Origin of the sequence: Streptomyces sp. V2I9, from assembly GCF_030817475.1 — a bacterium.
In the GTDB taxonomy this organism is placed as follows: Bacteria; Actinomycetota; Actinomycetes; order Streptomycetales; family Streptomycetaceae; genus Streptomyces.
In genome coordinates this window covers 2059156-2081308 of the sequence record NZ_JAUSZJ010000002.1, presented here as the reverse complement: position 1 = coordinate 2081308, position 22153 = coordinate 2059156, and the positions used below count along the sequence as shown (strand labels likewise).

Sequence of the window (22153 nt, the reverse complement as noted above, 5' to 3'; positions counted from 1 at the left end):
GCGTCAGTCCGAGCAGTCGGCGGGCGAGCCGTCGGCGGCGGCGGTGATCTCCACGCGGTAGCCGGATCCGGAGTCGAACTCGGGTCCGGGCTTCCGTTCCTCCGCCTCCAGGATCTCCTGGGTCAGGAAGTAGACGTCCAGCGCGGTCGCCCGATCGCCCTCGGCCCTGAGGAAGCAGAGGCTGGCGGACCGTCCGTCTTCCGATGCCCCCTGCGAGGGGTGGGACAGCTTCCAGCCCTCCTGCTCCGCCACGGTCCGGTAGTGCGCCGCGACTTCGGCCCTGGCGCCGTCGCCGCGCAGCACGTAGGTCCGCGAGGCGTACAGCTGCGCCTCGCCGCTGTCCTGCCAGCAGCCGGACTCCAGCTTCTCGAAGCCCCGGGGAACGACGGCTCCTTCAGGTCGGGAGCCGAGGACGCCGTACGACTCCAGCTTCTCGACCCGGCTCCCGGTGTCATCGCAGCCCGAGGCGGAGGCGGCGTCGGCGATCGACTGGCATCCGGTGAGGGCTCCAGCCGCCACAGCCACCGTCAGAAGCACGCCGGTACAACGGCCGGGTCCTGTGTGAAGTGCCAAGTCGACTCCCCTGGTTGATGTGTCCGGACGGCCGGACTCCGCAGGCCCCGCGGCGCGCACGGCCGGTCACGCTAGCACGGTGTCCCCGGCTCTCCCGTGGAGGGGAAAGGAGCCCGCTCAGCGGCTATGCCCCATGCCCCGCGCCCTCTCGGGCCTCCCGGTCTCAGCGGAACAGCGAGACCAGCCCGTAGAGCCAGATCCCGACGAGGACTCCGGCGAGGAGCAGGCACCCGATGCCCGTCAGGGCGTCGGTCAGCGGACCGCTCTCCCGCGCGTCCCCCTTCACCTCCGCCAGGCCGTCCCACGTGACCGGCCGCCCCAGGGTGTCCGAGGCGTTCTCCCTCACGGCGGCCAACTGCCCGGCGGCGAACGGCGTCGGCGCGTCCGCCTCCGTGCCCCGCCAGGCCAAGGCCCGCATCCGGCGTACGGCGTTGGCGTACCGCTCCTCGAAAGCCGTCGTCTCCTCCCGCGAACGGTCCTCCTCCAGGTACGTCCAGCGCCCGGCCTCCGCCGCGTCGCCGTACAGGCGGTAGACGGCGGCCAGGCGGCGGCGGGGCTCCGGCTCGTGCGGATAGGAGGAGACCAGCCCGCGCAGGCGCTGCCTGGCCACCGGTATCCGCCCGGCGGCGAGGTCCGCGTCCACGCGGGCCAGGGTGTCGGTCAGAGGCATGCGGTCATCATGGGGCAGGAGGAGGGGAGCGTACGCATGAATTCTCACCTGGTCGGACCGGACCGTACTCGGCCTCCGCACTTCGCTACGGGGTCTGCCGGCCGCGCTGTCAGCGTCACCCGGTAGCGTCGGGCCATGTCCAACATGGCCGTCCTCGAAGGGGTCCTGGAGCGGATCACCTACGCCAACGAGGAGAACGGGTACACGGTCGCGCGCGTCGACACCGGACGCGGAGCCGGCGACCTCCTCACCGTGGTCGGTGCGCTGCTCGGCGCGCAGGTCGGTGAGTCGCTGCGGATGGAGGGCCGTTGGGGCTCGCACTCCCAGTACGGCAAGCAGTTCACCGTGGAGAACTACACCACCGTGCTGCCCGCCACCATCCAGGGCATCCGCCGCTACCTGGGCTCCGGGCTGATCAAGGGCATCGGGCCGGTGATGGCCGACCGGATCACCACCCACTTCGGTGTCGACACCCTCGACATCATCGAGAACGAACCGAAACGGCTCGTCGAGGTCCCCGGACTCGGTCCCAAGCGCACGAAGATGATCGCGGCCGCCTGGGAGGAGCAGAAGGCGATCAAGGAGGTCATGGTCTTCCTCCAGGGCGTCGGCGTCTCCACCTCCATCGCCGTCCGTATCTACAAGAAGTACGAGGACGCCTCGATCTCCGTCGTGAAGAACCAGCCCTACCGGCTGGCCGCCGACGTCTGGGGCATCGGCTTCCTCACCGCCGACCGGATCGCCCAGGCCGTCGGCATCCCGCACGACAGCCCCGAGCGGGTCAAGGCCGGACTCCAGTACGCCCTGTCCCAGTCCTCCGACCAGGGCCACTGCTACCTCCCCGAGGAACGGCTGATCGCGGACGGCGTCAAGCTCCTCCAGGTCGACACCGGGCTGGTCATCGAGTGCCTGGCCGAGCTGGCCGCCGACCCCGAGGGCGTCGTCCGGGAGAAGGTGCCGTCCCCCGAGGGCGGCGAGCCGGTCACCGCGGTCTATCTGGTCCCCTTCCACCGGGCCGAACTGTCCCTCGCCGGGCAGGTCAGGCGGCTGCTGAACACCGCCGAGGACCGGATGCCGGCCTTCCAGGACGTGGACTGGAACAAGGCCCTGGCCTGGCTCGCCACGCGGACGGGGGCCTCGCTGGCGCCCGAGCAGGAGCAGGCCGTACGGCTCGCGCTCAGCCGCAAGGTGGCCGTCCTGACCGGTGGGCCCGGCTGCGGGAAGTCGTTCACCGTGCGGTCCATCGTCGAGCTGGCGCGGGCGAAGAAGGCCAAGGTCGTGCTGGCCGCGCCCACCGGGCGCGCCGCCAAGCGGCTGGCCGAGCTGACCGGGGCCGAGGCGTCCACCGTGCACCGGCTGCTGGAACTGAAGCCGGGCGGGGACGCGGCGTACGACCGGGACCGCCCGCTCGACGCCGATCTGGTCGTCGTGGACGAGGCGTCGATGCTCGACCTGCTCCTCGCCAACAAGCTCGTGAAGGCGGTGGCACCCGGTGCCCACCTCCTCCTCGTGGGCGACGTCGATCAACTGCCCTCGGTGGGCGCGGGGGAGGTGCTGAGAGACCTGCTCGCGGAGGGCGGGCCCGTCCCCGCCGTCCGGCTCACCCAGATCTTCCGCCAGGCCCAGCAGTCCGGCGTCGTGACCAACGCACACCGGATCAACGTCGGAAAACAGCCCGTCACCGAGGGAATGAGCGACTTCTTCCTCTTCGTGGAGGACGAGACGGAGGAGGCGGGCAAGCTCGCCGTCGATGTGGCGGCCCGCCGCATTCCGGCCAAGTTCGGCCTCGACCCGCGCCGCGATGTGCAGGTCCTCGCCCCGATGCACCGGGGCCCCGCCGGCGCCGGCCACCTGAACGGGCTGCTCCAGCAGGCCGTGACGCCGGGCCGCCCCGACCTTCCCGAGAAGCGGTTCGGCGGCCGGGTCTTCCGGGTCGGCGACAAGGTCACCCAGATCCGCAACAACTACGACAAGGGCGAGAACGGCGTCTTCAACGGCACCGTCGGCGTCGTCACCGGCCTCGACCTGGACGAACAGAAGCTCACCGTCCGCACCGACGAGGACGAGGAGATCGGTTACGACTTCGACGAGCTGGACGAACTGGCCCACGCGTACGCCCTGACCATCCACCGCTCCCAGGGCAGCGAGTACCCGGCCGTCGTCGTCCCCGTCACCAGCAGCGCCTGGATGATGCTCCAGCGGAACCTGCTCTACACGGCTGTGACGCGGGCCAGGAAGCTCGTCGTCCTCGTCGGGTCCCGTAAGGCGATCGGTCAGGCCGTCCGCACGGTTTCCGCAGGCAGGCGCTGTACGGCGCTGGATTTCCGGCTCCGGGGCGGCTCCGGAGAAGACTTCGCGTGACCCCCGGGCGAAAATGATCGATCAAAACGGTGGGAAACATCACGGAGGTCTTCCGGAACCGCATTCGAGGGGGCAGGATGAGTAAGTTGGCGGCACTCAGTGCCGCCAGTAGGTCCAATGGACGACCCCGAGTGCACTCTCCTGAGCCGAATGGGGGAGGGTGGAGACAGTCAGGGCACCTCGAAGAAGAGGCACTACGTCGGTGAGGGATGACGTGAGCGAGCAGACCAACAACGCTGTAGTACTGCGGTACGGCGATGACGAGTACACCTACCCGGTGATCGACAGCACCGTCGGCGACAAGGGCTTCGACATCGGGAAGCTCCGGGCCAACACCGGCCTGGTGACGCTGGACAGCGGATACGGCAACACCGCCGCCTATAAATCCGCCATCACGTACCTCGACGGTGAGCAGGGCATCCTGCGCTACCGCGGCTACCCGATCGAGCAGCTCGCCGAGCGCTCGTCGTTCCTCGAGGTCGCGTACACGCTGATCAACGGTGACCTGCCGAAGGTCGACGAGCTGGCCGCCTTCAAGAACGAGATCACCCAGCACACGCTGCTGCACGAGGACGTCAAGCGGTTCTTCGACGGCTTCCCCCGCGACGCCCACCCGATGGCCATGCTGTCCTCGGTCGTCAGCGCGCTGTCCACGTTCTACCAGGACAGCCACAACCCGTTCGACGAGAAGCAGCGCCACCTGTCGACGATCCGCCTCCTGGCGAAGCTCCCGACGATCGCCGCGTACGCGTACAAGAAGTCGATCGGTCACCCCTTCGTCTACCCGCGCAACGACCTCGGGTACGTCGAGAACTTCCTGCGCATGACCTTCTCGGTCCCCGCCCAGGAGTACGAGCTGGACCCGGTCGTCGTCTCGGCGCTGGACAAGCTGCTCATCCTGCACGCGGACCACGAGCAGAACTGTTCGACCTCCACCGTGCGCCTGGTCGGCTCCTCGCAGGCGAACATGTTCGCCTCGATCTCCGCCGGTATCTCGGCCCTGTGGGGCCCGCTGCACGGCGGCGCCAACCAGTCGGTGCTGGAGATGCTGGAAGGCATCCAGGCCAACGGCGGCGATGTCGACTCCTTCATCCGCAAGGTGAAGAACAAGGAGGACGGCGTCCGCCTGATGGGCTTCGGCCACCGGGTGTACAAGTCCTTCGACCCGCGCGCCAAGATCATCAAGGCCGCCGCGCACGACGTGCTGTCCGCGCTCGGCAAGTCCGACGAGCTGCTCGACATCGCGCTCAAGCTGGAGGAGCACGCGCTCTCGGACGACTACTTCGTCTCGCGCAACCTCTACCCCAACGTGGACTTCTACACCGGTCTGATCTACCGGGCCATGGGCTTCCCGACCGAGATGTTCACCGTGCTCTTCGCGCTCGGCCGCCTTCCCGGCTGGATCGCCCAGTGGCACGAGATGATCAAGGAGCCGGGTTCCCGCATCGGCCGCCCGCGCCAGATCTACACCGGCGAGGTCCTGCGCGACTTCGTCCCCGTCGAGGGCCGCTGACCCGGACCCCGCGCCGCGGGAGCCGGCACCGCCGGACCCCGCGCCACCCGTAGTGCCCGGCCTCTTCGGCCGACTGCCTTCGCCCCGCGTACCGCGCTTCGCACAGAGCGCGGTGTCCGGGGCGATTCGGCGTTCCGGGGCCGTGGCGGGCGCGCGCGGGGTTTCTCCCGGCCCGCGCCGCCGGGGCGGGCCGCGGCGGCGGAAGGGGCGGGCCGTGCCAGGTGAAAAGCGAGAAGAGCCCCGCCGTCGATCCCCCCACGGGTCGACGGACGGGGCGCTTCCCATATCCCGGAGCGGATTCCCCCCACGGGATCCGGCCGGGCGTCTGCCGGGAGCCGAAACTCCCGCTGTTCTGTTGTGCCGCGATCTGCCGGGGAACGTACGCACGGGAGGGCCGCTCAAAGCTCCCCGGTGCACGTGCCCCGGCCAACGCATGCATGCCATCAGGAGCGTCCCCCAAGACACTCCGTCGGACGTCCCCCAAGACATCCTTTGGCAGTCGCACTCTAAGACCCGCGAACCCACCGGATGGTTACCCTGAAACCAGTGTGATCTAAGTCTCTTTGTGGAAGTTACGTGAAGGCACGCAACCGAAGGCTGTTCGTGACGACGAACACGGACGAAAACGCCATGGCGGCTCCCGCGATCATAGGGTTGAGCAGGCCACTTGCAGCCAGGGGCAGGGCCGCGACGTTGTACCCGAAGGCCCAGAAGAGGTTGCCCCTGATGGTGGTAAGGGTACGCCGGGAAAGCCGGATTGCGTCAGCCGTCACCTTGAGATCTCCACGAACCAGCGTGAGGTCGCTCGCCTCGATCGCGGCGTCCGTCCCGGTGCCCATCGCGAGCCCGAGGTCGGCCTGGGCGAGGGCGGCGGCGTCGTTGACCCCGTCCCCGACCATGGCGACGACCCGCCCCTCGGCCTGAAGCCGCTCGACCATGTCGACCTTGTCCTGTGGCATGACCTCCGCATACACCTCGTCGATGCCCACCTCGCGGGCGACCGCGTCCGCCACGGCCCGGTTGTCCCCGGTCAGCAGCACAGGCGTCAGACCGAGGGCGCGCAGCTCGGCCACGGCCGCCGCACTGCTCTCCTTGACCGCGTCCGCGACTCCGAGCACACCCCTGGCCTCCCCGTCCCAGGCCACGACGATCGCTGTACGGCCGTTCTCCTCGGCCTCCGCCAGGGCGTCGGACAGTGCGGGCGGGAGCGGGATCGCCGCGTCGGAGAGAAGCCGGGGCCGCCCGACGAGGACGGCGTGGCCTTCGACGGTGCCCTGGACGCCGAGTCCGGGGATGTTCTGGAAGTCCTCGGGGGTGGTGAGGGGGCCGGTGGTGTCGGTGGCGGCGGTGGCGATGGCTTGGGCGATGGGGTGTTCGGAGGCGTTCTCCAGGGCGCCTGCGAGGCGGAGGACCTGTGTCTCGGTCGTGGTGGGGGTGGTGTGAATGGTCTGGAGGGTCATGCGGCCGGTGGTGACGGTGCCGGTCTTGTCGAGGACGATGGTGTCGGCGCGGCGGGTGGTCTCCAGGACTTCGGGGCCCTTGATGAGGATGCCGAGCTGCGCGCCGCGGCCGGTGCCGGCCATGAGGGCGGTGGGGGTGGCGAGGCCGAGGGCGCAGGGGCAGGCGATGATGAGGACGGCGACGGCGGCGGTGAAGGCGGCGGTGGGTCCGGCGCCGTTGCCGAGCCAGTAGCCGAGGGTGGCGAGGGCGAGGGTGATGACGACGGGGACGAAGACGGCGGAGATGCGGTCGGCGAGGCGCTGGGCGGAGGCTTTGCCGTTCTGGGCGTCCTCGACGAGCTGGGCCATGCGGGCGAGTTGGGTGTCGGCGCCGACGCGGGTGGCCTGGACGACGAGGCGGCCTCCGGCGTTGAGGGTGGCTCCGGTGACGGGGTCTCCGACGCCGACCTCGACGGGGACGGACTCGCCGGTGAGCATCGAGGCGTCCACGGCGGAGGAGCCCTCGACCACCGTCCCGTCCGTCGCGATCTTCTCCCCGGGACGCACGACGAAGCGGTCCCCGACGGCGAGCGTGCCTGCCGGGACGCGTACCTCCCTGCCTCCCCGCAGGACGGCCACGTCCTTCGCGCCCAGCCGCATCAGCGCCCGCAGCGCCGCGCCTGACTTCCGCTTGGCGCGGGCTTCCAGCCAGCGGCCCAGCAGGATGAACGTGACGACCCCGGCCGCCACCTCCAGGTAGATCGTGGAGGCGGCGTCCGCGCGCGAGACGGTCAGGTCGAACCCGTGGCGCATGCCGGGCATGCCCGCGTCGCCCAGGAACAGGGCCCAGAGCGACCAGCCGAACGCGGCGAGCGTTCCGAGCGAGACCAGCGTGTCCATGGTGGCCGCGCCGTGCTTCGCGTTGGTCCAGGAGGCGCGGTGGAAGGGCAGCCCGCCCCAGACGACGACGGGCGCGGCGAGGGTGAGGCTCAGCCACTGCCAGTAGTCGAACTGGAGCGCCGGGGCCATGGCGAGCAGGACGACCGGGACGGCCAGCACGGCGGAGACGGCGAGCCGCTGTCGGAGCGCGGCGAGGGAGGCGTCCTGCTCCGCGTCGGCCTCCCGCGCGGCGGACGCGAAGGTCGGCTCCGGGGCCGGCCCCTCGAAGCGGTCGCTGCGGGGGCCGGCCGCCGGGGCGGCGGTGCGGTCGCCGCCGGTGTCCGGGGCCGTTTCCGGACGGCGGCGGGCGCTACCGGTGCCGGCGGCGTCCGGGTACGGGTTCCCGCCGGGGCCGGCGGGCGTGGCAGGGGGTGCGGCCGGGGCGGCGGCGGGTTCGGCCGCCGCCTTCCGTTCGGGCCGGGGGACCGGGCGGGCCGTATAGCCGGTCTTCTCGACCGTGGCGACGAGGTCCCCGATTTTCAGCCCCTCCGCGAACGTGACGCGGGCCTTCTCGGTCGCGTAGTTCACCGTGGCGGTGACGCCGTCCATACGGTTGAGCTTCTTCTCGACGCGGGCGGCGCACGAGGCGCAGGTCATCCCGCCGATGATCAGCTCCGCCGCGGAGGGTTCGGCGTCCGGGGAGTCGGCTTCCGCTGTGCTGGCCATGTCCGGAACTCCTGAGGTGACGCAGATCGGGCCGTACCCCACCAGTATCGGCTGGTGGGGCAGGCCCGGCGGTGGAGGGGGTGGCGCGGTGGCGCGGCCGTACGGTGTCGGACGGTCTCAGGCGGCCGGCCCGAGCAGTTCGTACCCGGCCTCGTCCACGGCGGCACGCACGGCGTCCTCGGCCAGCGGGGCCTTGGACGTGACGGTGACGAGGCCGGTGGAGGCGACGGCCGTGACCGAGGTGACGCCCGCGATCTCGGAGATCTCCTCCGACACGGCGCCCTCGCAGTGCCCGCAGGTCATGCCCTTGACCTGGTAGACCGTGGTGACGGTGTCGGCCTGGCCGAGCTGCGCGTCGGCCGCGCCGTCGTGGCAGGAACCGGTGGGCGAGCAGCAGGATCCGGAGGACTGGGGGGTCTCGGTCTCGGCGGTCATGACGTTCTCCTCTTCGTGGAAACGTGGTGGCGGTACGGCGGGGCGCGGGGGCCGCGCAGAACCCCTGGGGCGTCCCGTCTCTTCGATACTATACCCCTAGGGGGTATCGATGCGCGCAGGTGCCGAGGGTGGTCCGGAGCGGTTGCGCGGTACGGGTCGGCCGGCCGGGCCGGGGGCGGGAAAACCCGTTCGGAAACAGTCCCGGGGGAGGCCGGGAACGGCCTCGTGAAGCTCCGTGGCGGCCCCGTCCGGCGCGGAACGGGCGGGGGGTGGAGGGGGCCGGTCACGCTCCCGCCCGGAGGGTGGCACGATGCCGCCGGCGGCCTCGGTGAAGGAGGTCTGACCTGGGGTTTCGTGCTCCGGCTCCGTAGAATTGCCCCATCGGAAAAGGGGGCCCGGATGGACCGGAACGTACGCACGACCGACGATGTACTGGCGCTGATGGACGGCCTGTTCGCCCCGGAGGCGGATCGCTGGACGGAAGGCGGGGCGTCCTGGTGGGACGGCTTCTACGCGGACCGGTCGAAGGCCGTCCCGTTCTTCGTGGAGAAGCCCGACGAGAGCCTCGACGCGTATGTCCGGCGCGAGCCGGTCGCTCCGGGGCGCGCGCTCGACCTCGGCTGCGGGCCCGGCCGCAACGCTCTGCACCTGGCCTCGCTCGGCTTCGACGTCGATGCGGTCGACCTCTCCCCGGCCGCGATCGGATGGGCCCGCGAGCGGGCCGGCAAGGTGCCCGCCGGGACCGGCGAGGTCCGGTTCCACCGGGGCGACGCTTTCGAACTGACCGCGTCCGGGGCCGTGCTGGCCGGGCCCTACGACCTGATCAACGACTCCGGGTGCTTCCACCATCTGCCGCCCCATCGGCGCATCAGCTATCTCGCCCTGCTGGAGCGGTGCCTCGCTCCCGGCGGCCACTTCGTCCTCACCTGCTTCGCCGCCGGGAAGGGTGGCATGGGATCGGAACTGCCGGACGCCGAGCTGTACCGGACGGGCGGTCTGCAGGGCGGACTCGCCTACTCCGCCGAGGCGTTGCGTGGCATCTTCTCCGGCTTGACCGAGATCGACCTGCGCCGGATGAACGACGAGGACCCCGCGTCCCCGCTCTTCGGGGAGTCGTTCCTCTGGGCGGCCCACTTCCGCAAGGCCGCCCGGGGGTGACGGGCGGGCGCGCGCAACCGGGGCCTCAGCGGCCCCGGTTGCGGGGGCGGGAGGCGACCCAGGCGCGGATGGTGTCTCCGTACCAGTGCGGCTTCCCGTTCCGTACCTCGTCGGGCGGCGGCAGCAGGCCGTGCTTGCGATAGGAGCGGACGGTGTCCGGCTGGACCTGGATATGCGCGGCAATGTCCTTGTAGGACCAGAGCGTTCTGTCCGTCATCAATGACACCTCTCTCCGCTTCGTCTGGCTGACGGCTGATGATCACTCAGGCGGAGCCCCGGTCGACGCCCCCGCGCGGCGGGCAGGGTGAGGCTGTCGACCATCCGTGACAGAAGGCCCGCGTAACGGAGATATCTGTGCCGAAACGGTTACTCCTGTGACAGAACGGATGAAGCGAGGACGGTGGTGCGAGGGGTGGTCCCGGCGGGAGCGAGAGGTGGGCGGGCGTTGTCGGACCCGGCTGCCACGATGGAGGGCATGAGCACTGCCGAACGCCCGATGCCCCCGCTGGACGCCGACGAACGCACCACCTTGGCGAGCTGGCTCGACTTCTACCGCGCCACCCTCGCGCAGAAGTGTGCGGACCTGTCGGAGGAGGGGCTGCGGGAGGCGTCCGCGGCGCCCTCGCCGATCACCCTGCTCGGGCTGCTCCAGCACCTCGCGGAGGTCGAGCGGAACTGGTTCCGCCGGGTGCTCGCACAGGAGGACCTCCCCCCGTTCTTCCCGCCGGCCGGAGGCGGGGACGCGGGCCAGGGACGCGAAGGAGGCTGGGAGGTCGCCGAGGACGCCACCTACGGGCAGGCGCTCGCGCGGTGGGAGGAAGAGGTGGCGGCGGCACGGGAGAACTGTGCGGCCCGGGCGCTCGACGACACCAGCCCGTTCCCGGGCGCTCAGGTCACGTTGCGCTGGATCTACACCCACATGATCGGTGAGTACGCCCGGCACTGCGGCCACGCCGACCTGATCCGCGAACGCGTCGACGGGCGTACGGGAGTCTGACGGCCACCAGGTGGACGGGGCGGGAGGCGGCGGACGCACCGGGGAGGGGGCGGCGGCCCGTTACCGGGACCCGGCCCCGGCCCGTTCCCGAGACCCGGCCCCGGGACAGCCCCGAGTCCCGGTTCCGGGTCAGAGCGGTGAGCCGGGGCGGCCGCAGGAGCGGAGGAACGCGCGGGTCCGGCGGGCGATGGGGAGCGGCTTGTCCGGCGGGCACGGGTACATGTCCTGCTCCACGATCGCGAACAGGTCGACGTCCAGGGCGCGGGCCGCGTCCAGGACCGGTTCCAGGGCGGGCACCCCGCCGGGCGGTTCGCACATCACGCCCCGCGCCACCGCCGGGCCGAAGGGCACCCCGTCCGCCACCACCTCCGCGAGGACCACCGGGTCCACCTGCTTGAGATGGAGGTAGCCGATGCGCTCCCCGTACGTCTCGATGAGGCGGACGCTGTCGCCGCCGCAGTAGGCGTAGTGCCCGGTGTCCAGGCAGAGCGAGACGAGGTCCGGGTCGGTGGCGTCGAGGAAGCGGCTGACGTTCTCCTCGGTGTCGATGTGGGTGTCCGCGTGCGGGTGGACGACGATCCGCAGCCCGAACCGCTCCCGGACCTCCCTGCCCAGCCGCTCCGTCTGCGCGGTCAGATCACGCCACTGCGCGGGGGTGAGGGTGCGGTCCTCCAGCACCTCGCCCGTCTTGTCGTCGCGCCAGAAGGACGGGATGACGACCAGGTGTTCGGCGCCCATGGCCCTGGTCAGTCCGGCGATGTCCGCGACATGGGCCCAGGTCCGGTCCCAGACGTCCGGGCCGTGGTGCAACCCGGTGAAAACGGTTCCGGCGGAGACCGTGAGCCCCCGGCTGCGGGTCTCGTCCGTCAACCGGGCCGGGTCGGTCGGCAGATAGCCGTACGGGCCCAGCTCGATCCACGCGTATCCGGCCTCCGCGACCTCGTCGAGGAAGCGGTGCCAGGGCACCTGCCGCGGATCGTCGGGGAACCACACCCCCCACGAGTCGGGGGCCGAGCCGATACGGATACGGGCCGAGGGCTGGGCGGAGGGGGTCATGAAGCCCAGCCTCACGGCCCGCGCGGAAGGGTGTCAAGGGCACGTGCGCGGGACACGTCCGTATGTCCGGACAAAATGTTGACAGGGTTCCCGCGAGGGGGCTAGACCTGGGACCAGCCGGCCGCCGACGGGTCGAAGGGATGGCGCATGCCTGAGCCGTACGACGTGATCACCATGGGGCGGATCGGGGTGGACCTCTACCCGCTGGAGGTCGGGGTGCCGCTCGCGCGGGTCGAGACGTTCGGCAAGTTCCTCGGCGGGTCCCCGGCGAATGTCGCGGTCGCGTCCTCCCGGCTGGGACGGCGCACGGCCGTCATCACGCGGACCGGACAGGACGCCTTCGGCGCGTACCTCCACCAGGAGCTGGAACGGTTCGGCGTGGACCCCCGGTGGGCGACGGCCGTGGCGGAGTACCCGACCCCGGTCACCTTCTGCGAGATCTTCCCGCCGGACGACTTCCCGCTGTACTTCTACCGGCGGCCCAAGGCCCCCGACCTGGAGATCCACGCCCCGGACCTCGACCTGGACGCGGTACGCGACGCCAGGATCTTCTGGATGACGGGCACCGGGCTCTCCGCCGAACCGAGCCGCACCGCCACCCTCGCCGCCCTCGCCGCGCGCGGCGAGGGCCCGGCGGGCGCGGGGCGTACGGCGACGGTCTTCGACCTCGACTGGCGGCCGATGTTCTGGGACGGCGGCGACGACAGCGGCGAGGCGCCCGCACGGTACCGCGAGGCCCTGGCCCACGCCACGGTCGCGGTCGGCAACATCGACGAGTGCGCCGTCGCCACGGGCGAACGCGAACCGTACGCGGCGGCCCGCGCCCTGCTGGCCGCCGGGGTGGAGCTCGCCGTCGTCAAGCAGGGGCCGAAGGGCGTGCTCGCCGTGCACCGCGACGGGACCACCGCCGATGTGCCGCCGCTGCCGGTGGAGGTGGTCAACGGCCTCGGCGCGGGAGACGCGTTCGGCGGCGCCCTCTGCCACGGGCTGCTCGCCGGATGGTCCCTCGACCGCCTCGTGCGGTACGCGAACGCGGCCGGCGCCATCGTCGCCTCCCGGCTCGCCTGCTCCTCCGCGATGCCGTTCCCGGACGAGGTGGAGAAGGCGCTCGCAGCCGGAGCCGTCGCCCCGGACCCCGCCGACCCGAGCGCCGATCCCGCCGCGCCCCCGGCCGGCTCGGCGGCCTCCGCCGGCCGGCACCGCCCCGGAGGGGGCTCATGACGCCGATCGCGCCCTCCCTCTCCGCGCTCGTCCGGCTGCGTGCCGAGCGACCCGAAGCCGTGGCGGAGGCCGCCGCGCGAAGGAAGCGGCGGCGGCTGATCCGGCGTCCCGGCGACCGGCTGTTGATCATCGCGGCCGACCATCCCGCGCGCGGGGCGCTCGCCGTGGGGGCCCGGTCCCTCGCCATGGCCAACCGCTTCGAACTGCTGGAACGGCTCCGCCTCGCCCTCTCCCGCCCCGGGGTCGACGGCGTGCTCGCCTCCGCCGACGTCCTGGACGACCTGCTCCTCCTCGGAGCCCTGGAGGACAAGGTCGTCATGGGCTCGATGAACCGGGGCGGACTGGCCGGCGCGGCGTTCGAGCTCGACGACCGGTTCACCGGCCACCGCCCCGACGACCTGGTCCGCCACGGGTTCGACGCGGGGAAGCTGCTGCTCCGCATCGACCACGACGACCCCGGATCGCTGGACACCCTGCACACCGCCGCCCGGACCATCGACGCGATGGCCGCGCACCGGCTGCCCGTCTTCGTCGAACCGTTCCTCTGCCGCCGCGTCGGGGGCCGCCTCCGCAACGACCTGGGCCCCGCCTCCGTGGCGACCTCCATCGCCATCGCGTCGGGCCTCGGCGGGACGTCCGCGTACACCTGGCTGAAGGTCCCGGTCACCGACGAACCCGAGGCGATGGGCCGGGTGATGGAGGCGTCCACGCTGCCCGCCGTCCTGCTCGGCGGTGAGGTCGGCGACGACCAGGACGCCGCGTACGCGAAGTGGCGCGAGGCCCTGCGGCTGCCCACCGTCCGGGGACTCGTGGTGGGGCGGTCCTTGCTCTACCCGGCCGACGGCGACGTGGCGCACGCGGTGGACACCGCCGTGTCGCTGCTGCGGCCCGCGAAGGACGGGTAGGGAAGGCGACATGGACACGCACCACGAGGACCAGCAGCACGGCCACCGGAACCGGCACGGCCACGGGCACGGGACCGGGCACGGGACCGGAGGCGCCCCTCCCGCCGGCCGCCACCACCTGCCGTCCGGCAGTGCCGCACGCGGGGCGTACGCCCTCGACATCGATCCCGGACGGGCCGGCTGGGAGCGCTCGGCCCTGCGCGTGCTGGAGCTGGCGCCGGGCGGTGTTCACCCACTCGTCACCGGCAGTAGTGAATGGATCGTCCTGCCGTTGGCCGGTGGCTGTACGGTGCGTACAGCAGGTGAGACCTTTGAACTGCTGGGCAGGGAGAGCGTGTTCAGCGGGGTCACGGACTTCGCCTACGTACCGCGCGACGCCCGGGCACAGATCGCCTCCGGCGCAGGAGGCCGCTTCGCCCTGGCAGGAGCGAAGTGCGAGCGACGACTCCCCGCTCGCTACGGCCCCGCGCCGGAGGTACCCGTCGAGCTGCGCGGCTCCGGGACCTGCTCGCGCCAGGTGAACAACTTCGCCGCCGCCGACACCTTCGACTGCGACCGGCTGATCGCCGTCGAGGTCCTCACCCCCGGCGGCAACTGGTCCTCCTACCCACCCCACAAACACGACGAGCACGTGCCGGGCGAGGAGTGCGAACTGGAGGAGATCTACTACTTCGAGGTGCAGGGCGGCGGGGTCGGCTACCACCGGGTCTCCCCGTCGCGCGACGGCGGTACGGACGTGCTCGCCGAAGTGCGCGACGGGGACGCCGTCCTCATCCCCGACGGCTGGCACGGGCCGTCCATCGCCCCGCCCGGCCGGACGCTGTACTACCTGAACGTGATGGCGGGACCGGGGGAGGAGCGCGCGTGGCTGATCCGCGACCATCCCGACCACGGCTGGATCCGCGACACCTGGCCGGACGAGCCGATCGACGCCAGACTCCCGCTCTACACGGCGCATCCGTCGCCCGGCCCGGAGGTAACGCCTTGAGTCCGCAGCGTCCCGCGCACCGTCCCGCCGACCCGCACGGCCCGACCCGACGGCTGACCACCGCCCAGGCGCTGGTCGCCTTCCTGGCCCGGCAGTACACCGAGCGCGACGGCCACAGGCAGCGGCTCATCAGCGCCACGTGGGGCATCTTCGGCCACGGCAACGTCGCGGGCATCGGCCAGGCGCTCGTGGAGGCGGGGCCTTCGCGCGGGGCTGGCCCCGGCTCCGGCCACCGCATGCCGTTCCTCCAGGGCCGCAGCGAACAGGCCATGGTGCACGCGGCCGTGGGGTACGCCCGCCAGTCCGGGCGGCTCTCCGCGCACGCGGTGACCACGTCCATCGGGCCGGGGGCGACCAACCTCGTCACCGGGGCAGCCCTCGCCACCATCAACCGGCTGCCCGTCCTCCTCCTGCCCGGCGACACCTTCGCGGCCCGGCCCGCCGACCCCGTACTGCAACAGCTCGAAGTGCCGTACGCGGGCGACGTGTCGGTCAACGACTGCCTGCGCCCCGTCTCGCGCTACTTCGACCGGATCACCCGGCCCGAGGCGCTGATCCCGGCCGCGTTGCAGGCCATGCGCGTCCTCGCCGACCCCGTCGAGACCGGGGCCGTCACGCTCGCCCTGCCCCAGGACGTCCAGGCGGAGGCGTACGACTGGCCGGCGGAGTTCTTCGCCGAGCGCGACTGGCACGTCCGCAGGCCCGCCCCCGACACCGCCGAACTGGAAGCGGCCGTCCGGGCGGTCCGCTCCGCCCGCCGCCCTCTGATCGTCGCGGGCGGCGGGGTCCGGCACAGCGCCGCCGAGGAGACGCTCGCCGCGTTCACCGCCGCGACCCGCATCCCCGTCGCCTCCACCCAGGCCGGCAAGGGGGCGCTCCGCCACGACCACCCGGCCGACGTCGGCGGCATCGGCCACACCGGCACCGCCACCGCCGACGAACTGGCCCGCACCGCCGACCTGGTGATCGGCGTCGGCACCCGCTTCTCCGACTTCACCACCGCCTCCGGCACCCTCTTCGCCCACCCGGCCGTCCGCTTCCTCCACCTCAACATCGCCGCGTTCGACGCCCACAAGCTGGCCGCCCTCCCCCTGGTGGCCGACGCCCGCGCGGGCCTGGAGGCGCTGACGGCTGCGCTCGCCGGACGCGGATACCGGGTCGATCCGGCGTACGAGACGGAGTACACCGGGGCGAAGGAGGCGTGGGAGGAACGGGTCGAGGCGTCCTTCGCCACCCCCGCCCCCACCGCGCGCCCCACCCAGACGCAGGTCCTCGGCATCCTGGACGGCCTGGTCACCGAGGACGACATCCTGGTCAACGCCGCCGGTTCCCTCCCCGGCGACCTGCACAAGCTCTGGCGGACCCGCTCCCGCGACCAGTACCACGTGGAGTACGGCTACTCCTGCATGGGCTACGAGATCCCGGCGGCGATCGGCGTCCTGCTGGCCGACGCACCGCACCGCCCCGTCTGGGCGCTCGTCGGCGACGGCACGTACCTGATGAACCCCACCGAGATCGTCACCGCCGTCCAGGAGGGGCTGCCGCTGAAACTGGTGATCCTCCAGAACCACGGGTACGCCTCCATCGGCGGGCTCTCCGAGGCGGTCGGCTCCGAACGGTTCGGCACCGCCTACCGCCACCGCGACGCGGACGGCGGCTTCACCGGCCCGCCGCTCCCCGTGGACCTCGCCGCCAACGCGGCCTCCCTCGGGATGCGCGTCCTGCGCGCGACGACGGTCGACGAGCTGCGCAAGACGCTCTCCGAGGCGCGCGACGCCGAGGGCCCCACTTGTGTCTACGTCGAGACCGAAACGCCCGACACAGTGTCGGGCCCCCCTCCGGCACAGGCGTGGTGGGATGTTCCGGTAGCCGAGACCGCGAGCCGGCCGGCGGCGGTCCGCGCCCGTCAGGAGTACGACCGGCAGGTCGCCGCCCGACGCCGCCATCTCTGAACCTCCGCCCGACCGAAGCCTGAAGGAGCACGTCATGACGAAGACCGTCAACCACTGGATCGGCGGGAAGACGGCGGAGGGCACGTCGGGCCAGTACGGTCCCGTCACGGACCCGGCCACCGGCGCGGTCACCACGCGCGTCGCACTCGCCTCCGTGGAGGAGGTCGACGCGGCCGTGGCGGCGGCGAAGGACGCGTACGCGACCTGGGGCACGTCCTCCCTCGCCCAGCGCACCGCCGTCCTCTTCCGCTACCGGGCGCTGCTGGACGCCCGCCGCGACGACATCGCCGCGCTGATCACCGCCGAGCACGGCAAGGTGCACTCGGACGCGCTCGGCGAGGTCGCCCGCGGTCTGGAGATCGTCGAGCTGGCCTGCGGGATCACCACCCAGCTCAAGGGCGAGCTGTCCACCCAGGTCTCCAGCCGGGTGGACGTCTCCTCGATCCGCCAGTCGCTGGGCGTCGTCGCGGGCATCACCCCGTTCAACTTCCCGGCCATGGTGCCGATGTGGATGTTCCCGCTGGCCGTCGCGTGCGGCAACACGTTCGTGCTCAAGCCCAGCGAGAAGGACCCCTCGGCCGCCAACCTGCTGGCCGAGCTGGCGACGGAGGCGGGCCTTCCGGACGGCGTGCTCAACGTCGTTCACGGGGACAAGGTCGCGGTGGACGCCCTCCTCGCCCACCCCGACGTGGCCGCCGTCTCCTTCGTCGGCTCCACCCCCATCGCCCGGTACATCCACGCCACGGCCTCCGCCAACGGCAAGCGCGTCCAGGCGCTCGGCGGCGCGAAGAACCACATGCTGGTCCTCCCGGACGCCGACCTGGACGCGGCCGCCGACGCGGCGGTCTCGGCGGCGTACGGCTCCGCCGGCGAGCGCTGCATGGCGATCTCCGCCGTTGTCGCGGTCGGCGCGATCGGTGACGAACTCGTCGCGAAGATCCGCGAGCGCGCCGAGAAGATCACGATCGGTCCCGGCAACGACCCCGCCTCCGAGATGGGCCCGCTGATCACCGCCGCCCACCGCGACAAGGTCGCCTCCTACGTCACGGGCGCCGCCGCCCAGGGCGCGGAGGTCGTCCTCGACGGCACCGGGTACACCGTCGAGGGCTTCGAGGACGGGCACTGGATCGGCCTGTCCCTCCTGGACAAGGTCTCCACCGACTCCGACGCGTACAAGGACGAGATCTTCGGCCCGGTGCTGTGCGTGCTCCGCGTGGACACCTACGAGGACGGCGTCGCCCTCATGAACGCGTCGCCGTTCGGCAACGGCACCGCGATCTTCACCCGCGACGGCGGCGCGGCCCGCCGCTTCCAGCTGGAGGTCGAGGCGGGCATGGTCGGTATCAACGTCCCGATCCCCGTCCCGGTGGGCTACCACTCCTTCGGCGGCTGGAAGGACTCGCTCTTCGGCGACCACCACATCTACGGCAACGACGGCGTGCACTTCTACACCCGCGGCAAGGTCGTCACCACCCGCTGGCCCGACCCGGCCGACGCCCCGGCCGGCGTCGACCTGGGCTTCCCGCGCAACCACTGAGCCCTTTCGCGGCAAGCAGGTCCGGCCCCCGTCCGCGCATGCCGCGGGCGGGGGTCCGGCAGCTCCGCCCACCGGCGAAAACCAGGTGCCCGACCGCGGACGTCTCCCGCATCCTGTGACCCATGAGCGACCCGGACCAGCCGCCCCGTTACGAGATCCGCGCCCGGCACACCGAAGCCACCGTCACCGTGTACCAGGCGTACCGGCCCGCCATCGGGCTGCCCGCCGCGCGCGACGGGCGGTTTCCCGAGGAGTGGAAGCGGGACCGGATGACCTGGATCAAGCCCAGCTTCCTGTGGATGATGTACCGCTGCGGCTGGGGGACCAAGGAGGGCCAGGAGGTCGTCCTCGCGGTCGAGATCGACCGCGCCGGGCTCGCCTGGGCCCTCGCGCACGCCGAACTCTCCCACTACGTACGCGGCGTACACGCCGACCAGGCGGCCTGGAAGCGCAGCCTGCGGGCCGCGCCCGCCCGCGTCCAGTGGGACCCCGAACGCGACCTCGATCTGAACCCGCTCCCGCACCGCTCCCTCCAGCTCGGCCTGAGCGGCGAGGCGGCCCGGCGGTACGCCGACGCGTGGACGGTCTCCATCCGCGACGTGACGCCGCTGGCCCGCGAGGTGCACGCGGCGGTCCGGGCGGGGGACCGGGACGGCGCCGCCGCCCTCCTGCCCGTGGAGACGCCACTCGACCTGCCCGCGCCCCGTCCGGTGGCGGCGGCCGCCTCCACGCCGGAGAGGTGACTTTCGGCAGTGCCGCCGCCTCCGGGCCCCTCGTAGCCTCTCCCTCGTGAACAGGCTTTCCCTTCCCCGGAGGACGTCCGCGGCCACCGGCCGGGTCACCGGGCCGCGCCGGGCCGACCCCGGAGGTCTCCTGGTGTCCGCCGTGGCGGCGTTCGGCGCGCTGAGCCTGGTGGGCTGGTGGTGGGGCCTGCCGACCGCGATCGCCGCGTTCGCCGCCGGGCGGGGGCCGGGGCGCGCCCGGACCGTCGTCCTGGGGCTGGCCGGGGCCCTCATCGCCGGGGCGGCGGCGCTCGTCGTCGTACCGTCCCTTCTCACGCTCGCCACGCAGTTCGTCGCGGTCGTCGTCCTCGCCGTGCTGGTGCCCTGGTTCGTGGGGCGCTTCTCCCGCCAGTACCGGGAGCTGGTCCGGGCCGGCTGGGAGCGGGCCGAACAGATGGAACGGGAGCGGCAGTTGGTCGCCGAGCAGGCGAGGCTGCTGGAACGGGCCCGGATCGCTCAGGACATGCACGACGTGCTCGGCCACGACCTGAGCCTGATCGCCCTGTCGGCCGGCGCGCTGAAACTGGCCCCCGGTCTGGACGAACGGCACCGGCAGACCGCCCAGGACATCCGGAGCAGGGCCGCGGCGGCGGTCGAGCGCCTGGGAGAGGTGATCGGCGTCCTCCGCGAGGAGAGCGAGGGGCCGCCGCAGGGGCCGGGGGACGGCGACATCGCCCGGCTCGTCGGTGACGCGGCCGCCTCCGGGCTCCCCGTCGAACTGACCGTGGACGGTGAGCCGGTGGGGCTGCCGCCCGCCGTCGGGCGCGCCGCACACCGGGTCGTCCAGGAGGGCCTGACCAACGCGGCCAAGCACGCGCCCGGCTCTCCCGTGAACGTCGAACTCGCGCACACGGCGACCGGGACGCGGGTGACGGTCCGCAACGGAGCCGCTCCCGCCTCCGCCGGTGCGGGGGTGCGCACGGGGATGCGCGCCGGTGCGCCTCCCGTGTACGCCTCCGGGCCGCCACCCGTACGCGGGGGCCGCGGACTCATCGGGCTGGACGAGCGCGTCCGGCTCGTCGGCGGCACCCTCGGCCACGACCGCCGGGACGGCGGCTTCACCCTCACCGCCCGGCTGCCCCACCACGCCCCCGCCCAGCCGCCGCCCCGGCCGTCCTCCCGGACGGGCCCCGCCGGTGACGAGCCGGGACGTGCGCCCGCCGGGTACCGGCGGGCCCGGCAGGGTGTCCGGCGCACCCTGCTCACCGCGCTCGCGGTGCCGTCGGCCGTGGGCGCGGTCCTGCTCGCCGTGGTGGGGACGTGGGAGACAGTGGCCGCCTCCCGGTCCGTCCTCGACCCGCGCGACTACGCCCGGCTGCGCGTGGGGCAGGATCGGTCGGAGGTACGCACGGTGCTGCCGGACCGGCAGGCGGCGGAGCGGCCGGCGGGAGCCGGGCCGGAGGAACGAGGAGTGACGTGCGAGTTCTACGCGATGACGGCCGACCGCTTCGACGACCGGTCCGGGGACGTGTACCGGCTCTGCTTCCGGGACGGCAGGCTGGTCTCCCGCGACGCGCTGACTCCGTGAGCCCGCGATGACCGCCGCCGGCCGGGACCACTCCCCGACGCCCTCCGGACCCGCGCCGGACGGAGCCGACGCACCCGATCATCCGGACCCCATCCGGGTGCTCGTCGCCGACGACGAGCCCATGATCCGCGCCGGTGTACGGGCGGTGCTCGTCACCGATCCCGGCATCGAGGTCGTCGCCGAGGCAGCCGACGGGCACGAGGCCGTCGAGCTGGTCCGGGCCCACCGCCCGCACGTGGCCGTCCTCGACGTGCGGATGCCGGGGACCAACGGCATCGACGCCGCCGCCGAGATCAGGCGTTCCCTGCCCGCGACCGGCGTCGTCATGCTGACCACGTTCGGCGAGGACGACTCCATCCTGCGGGCGCTCGGTGCCGGGGCCGCCGGGTTCCTGATCAAGTCCGGTGAGCCCGAGGAACTCGTCGCCGGGGTGCGGGCCGTGGCCGAAGGCGCCGCCTATCTGTCACCGAAGGTCGCCGCGCGGGTGGTCGCGCACCTCGCCTCCACCGGGGCCGGGGAGCGGGCCGGCCGACGGGACGCCGCCCGGAAGCGGGTCGCCGGGCTGACGCCCAGGGAGCGCGAAGTGCTCTCGTACCTGGGCGGCGGACTGTCCAACGGGCAGATCGCCCGGCGGCTGCACCTGGTCGAAGGAACGGTCAAGGCGTACGTCAGTTCCGTCCTGGCGCGCCTCGGCGTCGACAACCGGGCGGCGGCCGCCGTCGTCGCCCACGAGGCCGGCCTCCTGCCCCCACCACCGCCCGAGCACGGCTGAGACCAGCAGCGCGACGGGACGGCCCAGCGCCAGGAGCGCCGACGCGACGACCGCCCCGCCGAGCAGGGCGCCCGCGACCACGTCGTGCGGGTAGTGGACCCCCACCAGGACGCGCAGCAGCGCCGCCGCCACCGCGACCGGCAGCGTGACGGCGGCCAGCCGGGGCCACCGTACGGCCGGCCCGACCGCCAGAGCGGCGGCCAGGGTGGCGTGGTTGCTCGGGAACGACCAGTCGCCCGGCTCGGGGCAGGCGGCGATCGCCTCGGCCCCGTCCACCGCACGGCACGGCCGCTCTTCGTCCACGACCAGCTTCAACGCCTCACTGACCGCGTACGCCACCACCGTCCCGACGCCGGTCAGCACGCCCCCCGCCACCGCGCCCGCGTCCCTTCGGCGCAGCGCCCCCCAGCAGACTCCGACCAGGAGCAGGCCCAGGACGATCAGCGTGGCCTCCGAACACAGCTCCAGGAGGTGGCCCAGCCACCCCGGCGCGTCGTCGACGGCCTCCGTCAGCGAGCGGTACGCGGAGACGGACACCCCGTCCGTGACCTCGACCGGACCGGGCCGCCCCGGACCGCCGGGCCACAGCAGTCCGATTCCGGCCGCAACCGCCCCCAGGAGTGCGGCCGATCCGAACAGCCGGGCCGGCCAGTGGCGTTGA

19 protein-coding genes and 1 pseudogene are annotated in these 22153 nt (G+C 72.7%); 13 read left to right on the top strand and 7 right to left on the bottom strand.

Features of this window, described 5'->3' with window-relative positions:
* Positions 1–3 precede the first annotated feature (3 nt).
* On the bottom strand, positions 4–525 hold the full coding sequence (locus QFZ71_RS09150) for a hypothetical protein (protein WP_307667762.1): 522 nt from the start codon (positions 523–525) through the stop codon (positions 4–6).
* A gap of 211 nt (positions 526–736) precedes the next feature.
* Positions 737–1243 carry a DUF6584 family protein gene (locus QFZ71_RS09145; RefSeq protein WP_307667761.1) on the bottom strand — a complete coding sequence of 169 codons (507 nt, stop codon included), beginning with the start codon at positions 1241–1243 and terminating at the stop codon, positions 737–739.
* Positions 1244–1378: 135 nt separating this feature from the next.
* On the opposite strand from QFZ71_RS09145, the gene QFZ71_RS09140 reads away from it, so the two are divergent.
* Together QFZ71_RS09140 and QFZ71_RS09135 are read left to right on the top strand one after the other, a co-directional pair.
* The gene (locus tag QFZ71_RS09140) at positions 1379–3604 is read left to right on the top strand and encodes an ATP-dependent RecD-like DNA helicase (RefSeq protein ID WP_307667760.1); all 2226 of its coding nucleotides are present in this window, start codon (positions 1379–1381) and stop codon (positions 3602–3604) included.
* 214 nt (positions 3605–3818) lie between these two features.
* The gene (locus QFZ71_RS09135) at positions 3819–5117 is read left to right on the top strand and encodes a citrate synthase (protein ID WP_307667759.1); all 1299 of its coding nucleotides are present in this window, start codon (positions 3819–3821) and stop codon (positions 5115–5117) included.
* A 572-nt stretch (positions 5118–5689) separates the two neighbouring features.
* Here QFZ71_RS09135 and QFZ71_RS09130 read toward each other — a convergent pair.
* Together QFZ71_RS09130 and QFZ71_RS09125 are read right to left on the bottom strand one after the other, a co-directional pair.
* Positions 5690–8161, bottom strand: a complete 2472-nt coding sequence (locus QFZ71_RS09130; protein ID WP_307667758.1) for a cation-translocating P-type ATPase — start codon at positions 8159–8161, stop codon at positions 5690–5692.
* Between the two features lie 117 nt (positions 8162–8278).
* On the bottom strand, positions 8279–8596 hold the full coding sequence (locus QFZ71_RS09125) for a heavy-metal-associated domain-containing protein (protein WP_307667757.1): 318 nt from the start codon (positions 8594–8596) through the stop codon (positions 8279–8281).
* Positions 8597–8995: 399 nt separating this feature from the next.
* On the opposite strand from QFZ71_RS09125, the gene QFZ71_RS09120 reads away from it, so the two are divergent.
* Entirely contained in the window at positions 8996–9754 is a 759-nt protein-coding gene (locus tag QFZ71_RS09120) for a class I SAM-dependent methyltransferase (RefSeq protein ID WP_307667756.1), read from the top strand.
* A 25-nt stretch (positions 9755–9779) separates the two neighbouring features.
* On the opposite strand, the gene QFZ71_RS09115 is transcribed toward QFZ71_RS09120, so the two are convergent.
* Positions 9780–9971 carry a MerR family transcriptional regulator gene (locus QFZ71_RS09115; RefSeq protein ID WP_307667755.1) on the bottom strand — a complete coding sequence of 64 codons (192 nt, stop codon included), beginning with the start codon at positions 9969–9971 and terminating at the stop codon, positions 9780–9782.
* Positions 9972–10229: 258 nt separating this feature from the next.
* Here QFZ71_RS09115 and QFZ71_RS09110 point away from each other — a divergent pair, with 258 nt between their 5' ends.
* Positions 10230–10751 carry a DinB family protein gene (locus QFZ71_RS09110; RefSeq protein WP_307667754.1) on the top strand — a complete coding sequence of 174 codons (522 nt, stop codon included), beginning with the start codon at positions 10230–10232 and terminating at the stop codon, positions 10749–10751.
* Positions 10752–10880: 129 nt separating this feature from the next.
* Here the strand turns inward: QFZ71_RS09110 and QFZ71_RS09105 are convergent, their stop codons facing one another.
* Positions 10881–11807 (bottom strand): sugar phosphate isomerase/epimerase, encoded by a 927-nt coding sequence (locus tag QFZ71_RS09105; protein WP_307667753.1) that lies wholly within the window; start codon positions 11805–11807, stop codon positions 10881–10883.
* Between the two features lie 147 nt (positions 11808–11954).
* Between QFZ71_RS09105 and iolC the strand changes: the two genes are divergently transcribed.
* From iolC to QFZ71_RS09065, 8 genes are all read left to right on the top strand, one after another.
* Positions 11955–13028, top strand: coding sequence for a 5-dehydro-2-deoxygluconokinase (gene iolC, locus QFZ71_RS09100; protein WP_307667752.1), 1074 nt, complete (start codon positions 11955–11957; stop codon positions 13026–13028).
* Positions 13025–13933 (top strand): deoxyribose-phosphate aldolase, encoded by a 909-nt coding sequence (locus tag QFZ71_RS09095; RefSeq protein ID WP_307667751.1) that lies wholly within the window; start codon positions 13025–13027, stop codon positions 13931–13933. The genes iolC and QFZ71_RS09095 overlap by 4 nt, the downstream gene beginning before the upstream one ends.
* A gap of 10 nt (positions 13934–13943) precedes the next feature.
* The gene (gene iolB / locus QFZ71_RS09090) at positions 13944–14921 is read left to right on the top strand and encodes a 5-deoxy-glucuronate isomerase (RefSeq protein ID WP_307667750.1); all 978 of its coding nucleotides are present in this window, start codon (positions 13944–13946) and stop codon (positions 14919–14921) included.
* Positions 14918–16873: a 3D-(3,5/4)-trihydroxycyclohexane-1,2-dione acylhydrolase (decyclizing) gene (gene iolD, locus QFZ71_RS09085; RefSeq protein ID WP_307667749.1), complete on the top strand. Its 1956-nt coding sequence runs from the start codon at positions 14918–14920 to the stop codon at positions 16871–16873. The genes iolB and iolD overlap by 4 nt, the downstream gene beginning before the upstream one ends.
* A gap of 34 nt (positions 16874–16907) precedes the next feature.
* Positions 16908–18410: a CoA-acylating methylmalonate-semialdehyde dehydrogenase gene (gene mmsA, locus QFZ71_RS09080; RefSeq protein WP_307667748.1), complete on the top strand. Its 1503-nt coding sequence runs from the start codon at positions 16908–16910 to the stop codon at positions 18408–18410.
* 122 nt (positions 18411–18532) lie between these two features.
* Entirely contained in the window at positions 18533–19153 is a 621-nt protein-coding gene (locus tag QFZ71_RS09075; RefSeq protein WP_307667747.1) for a DUF4291 domain-containing protein, read from the top strand.
* Between the two features lie 133 nt (positions 19154–19286).
* Positions 19287–20720 carry a sensor histidine kinase gene (locus tag QFZ71_RS09070; protein WP_307671382.1) on the top strand — a complete coding sequence of 478 codons (1434 nt, stop codon included), beginning with the start codon at positions 19287–19289 and terminating at the stop codon, positions 20718–20720.
* A gap of 7 nt (positions 20721–20727) precedes the next feature.
* Positions 20728–21492, top strand: coding sequence for a response regulator transcription factor (locus QFZ71_RS09065; RefSeq protein WP_307667746.1), 765 nt, complete (start codon positions 20728–20730; stop codon positions 21490–21492).
* A gap of 96 nt (positions 21493–21588) precedes the next feature.
* Here the strand turns inward: QFZ71_RS09065 and QFZ71_RS09060 are convergent.
* Positions 21589–21795: pseudogene (locus QFZ71_RS09060) on the bottom strand (hypothetical protein); the annotation flags it as partial.
* Between QFZ71_RS09060 and QFZ71_RS09055 the strand changes: the two are divergent.
* A complete protein-coding gene (locus QFZ71_RS09055) occupies positions 21707–22153 on the top strand; it encodes a hypothetical protein (RefSeq protein WP_307671637.1) in 447 nt (148 codons plus the stop codon). The pseudogene QFZ71_RS09060 and the gene QFZ71_RS09055 overlap by 89 nt on opposite strands.

Excerpts from the sequence above, each read along its gene's own strand:
- QFZ71_RS09145 (WP_307667761.1), bottom strand. The coding sequence starts at position 1,243 with ATGCCTCTGACCGACACCCTGGCCCGCGTGGACGCGGACCTCGCCGCC.
- QFZ71_RS09140 (WP_307667760.1), top strand. The coding sequence starts at position 1,379 with ATGTCCAACATGGCCGTCCTCGAAGGGGTCCTGGAGCGGATCACCTAC.
- QFZ71_RS09130 (WP_307667758.1), bottom strand. The coding sequence starts at position 8,161 with ATGGCCAGCACAGCGGAAGCCGACTCCCCGGACGCCGAACCCTCCGCG.
- QFZ71_RS09125 (WP_307667757.1), bottom strand. The coding sequence starts at position 8,596 with ATGACCGCCGAGACCGAGACCCCCCAGTCCTCCGGATCCTGCTGCTCG.
- QFZ71_RS09120 (WP_307667756.1), top strand. The coding sequence starts at position 8,996 with ATGGACCGGAACGTACGCACGACCGACGATGTACTGGCGCTGATGGAC.
- QFZ71_RS09115 (WP_307667755.1), bottom strand. The coding sequence starts at position 9,971 with ATGACGGACAGAACGCTCTGGTCCTACAAGGACATTGCCGCGCATATC.
- QFZ71_RS09110 (WP_307667754.1), top strand. The coding sequence starts at position 10,230 with ATGAGCACTGCCGAACGCCCGATGCCCCCGCTGGACGCCGACGAACGC.
- QFZ71_RS09105 (WP_307667753.1), bottom strand. The coding sequence starts at position 11,807 with ATGACCCCCTCCGCCCAGCCCTCGGCCCGTATCCGTATCGGCTCGGCC.
- iolC (WP_307667752.1), top strand. The coding sequence starts at position 11,955 with ATGCCTGAGCCGTACGACGTGATCACCATGGGGCGGATCGGGGTGGAC.
- QFZ71_RS09095 (WP_307667751.1), top strand. The coding sequence starts at position 13,025 with ATGACGCCGATCGCGCCCTCCCTCTCCGCGCTCGTCCGGCTGCGTGCC.
- iolB (WP_307667750.1), top strand. The coding sequence starts at position 13,944 with ATGGACACGCACCACGAGGACCAGCAGCACGGCCACCGGAACCGGCAC.
- mmsA (WP_307667748.1), top strand. The coding sequence starts at position 16,908 with ATGACGAAGACCGTCAACCACTGGATCGGCGGGAAGACGGCGGAGGGC.
- QFZ71_RS09075 (WP_307667747.1), top strand. The coding sequence starts at position 18,533 with ATGAGCGACCCGGACCAGCCGCCCCGTTACGAGATCCGCGCCCGGCAC.
- QFZ71_RS09065 (WP_307667746.1), top strand. The coding sequence starts at position 20,728 with ATGACCGCCGCCGGCCGGGACCACTCCCCGACGCCCTCCGGACCCGCG.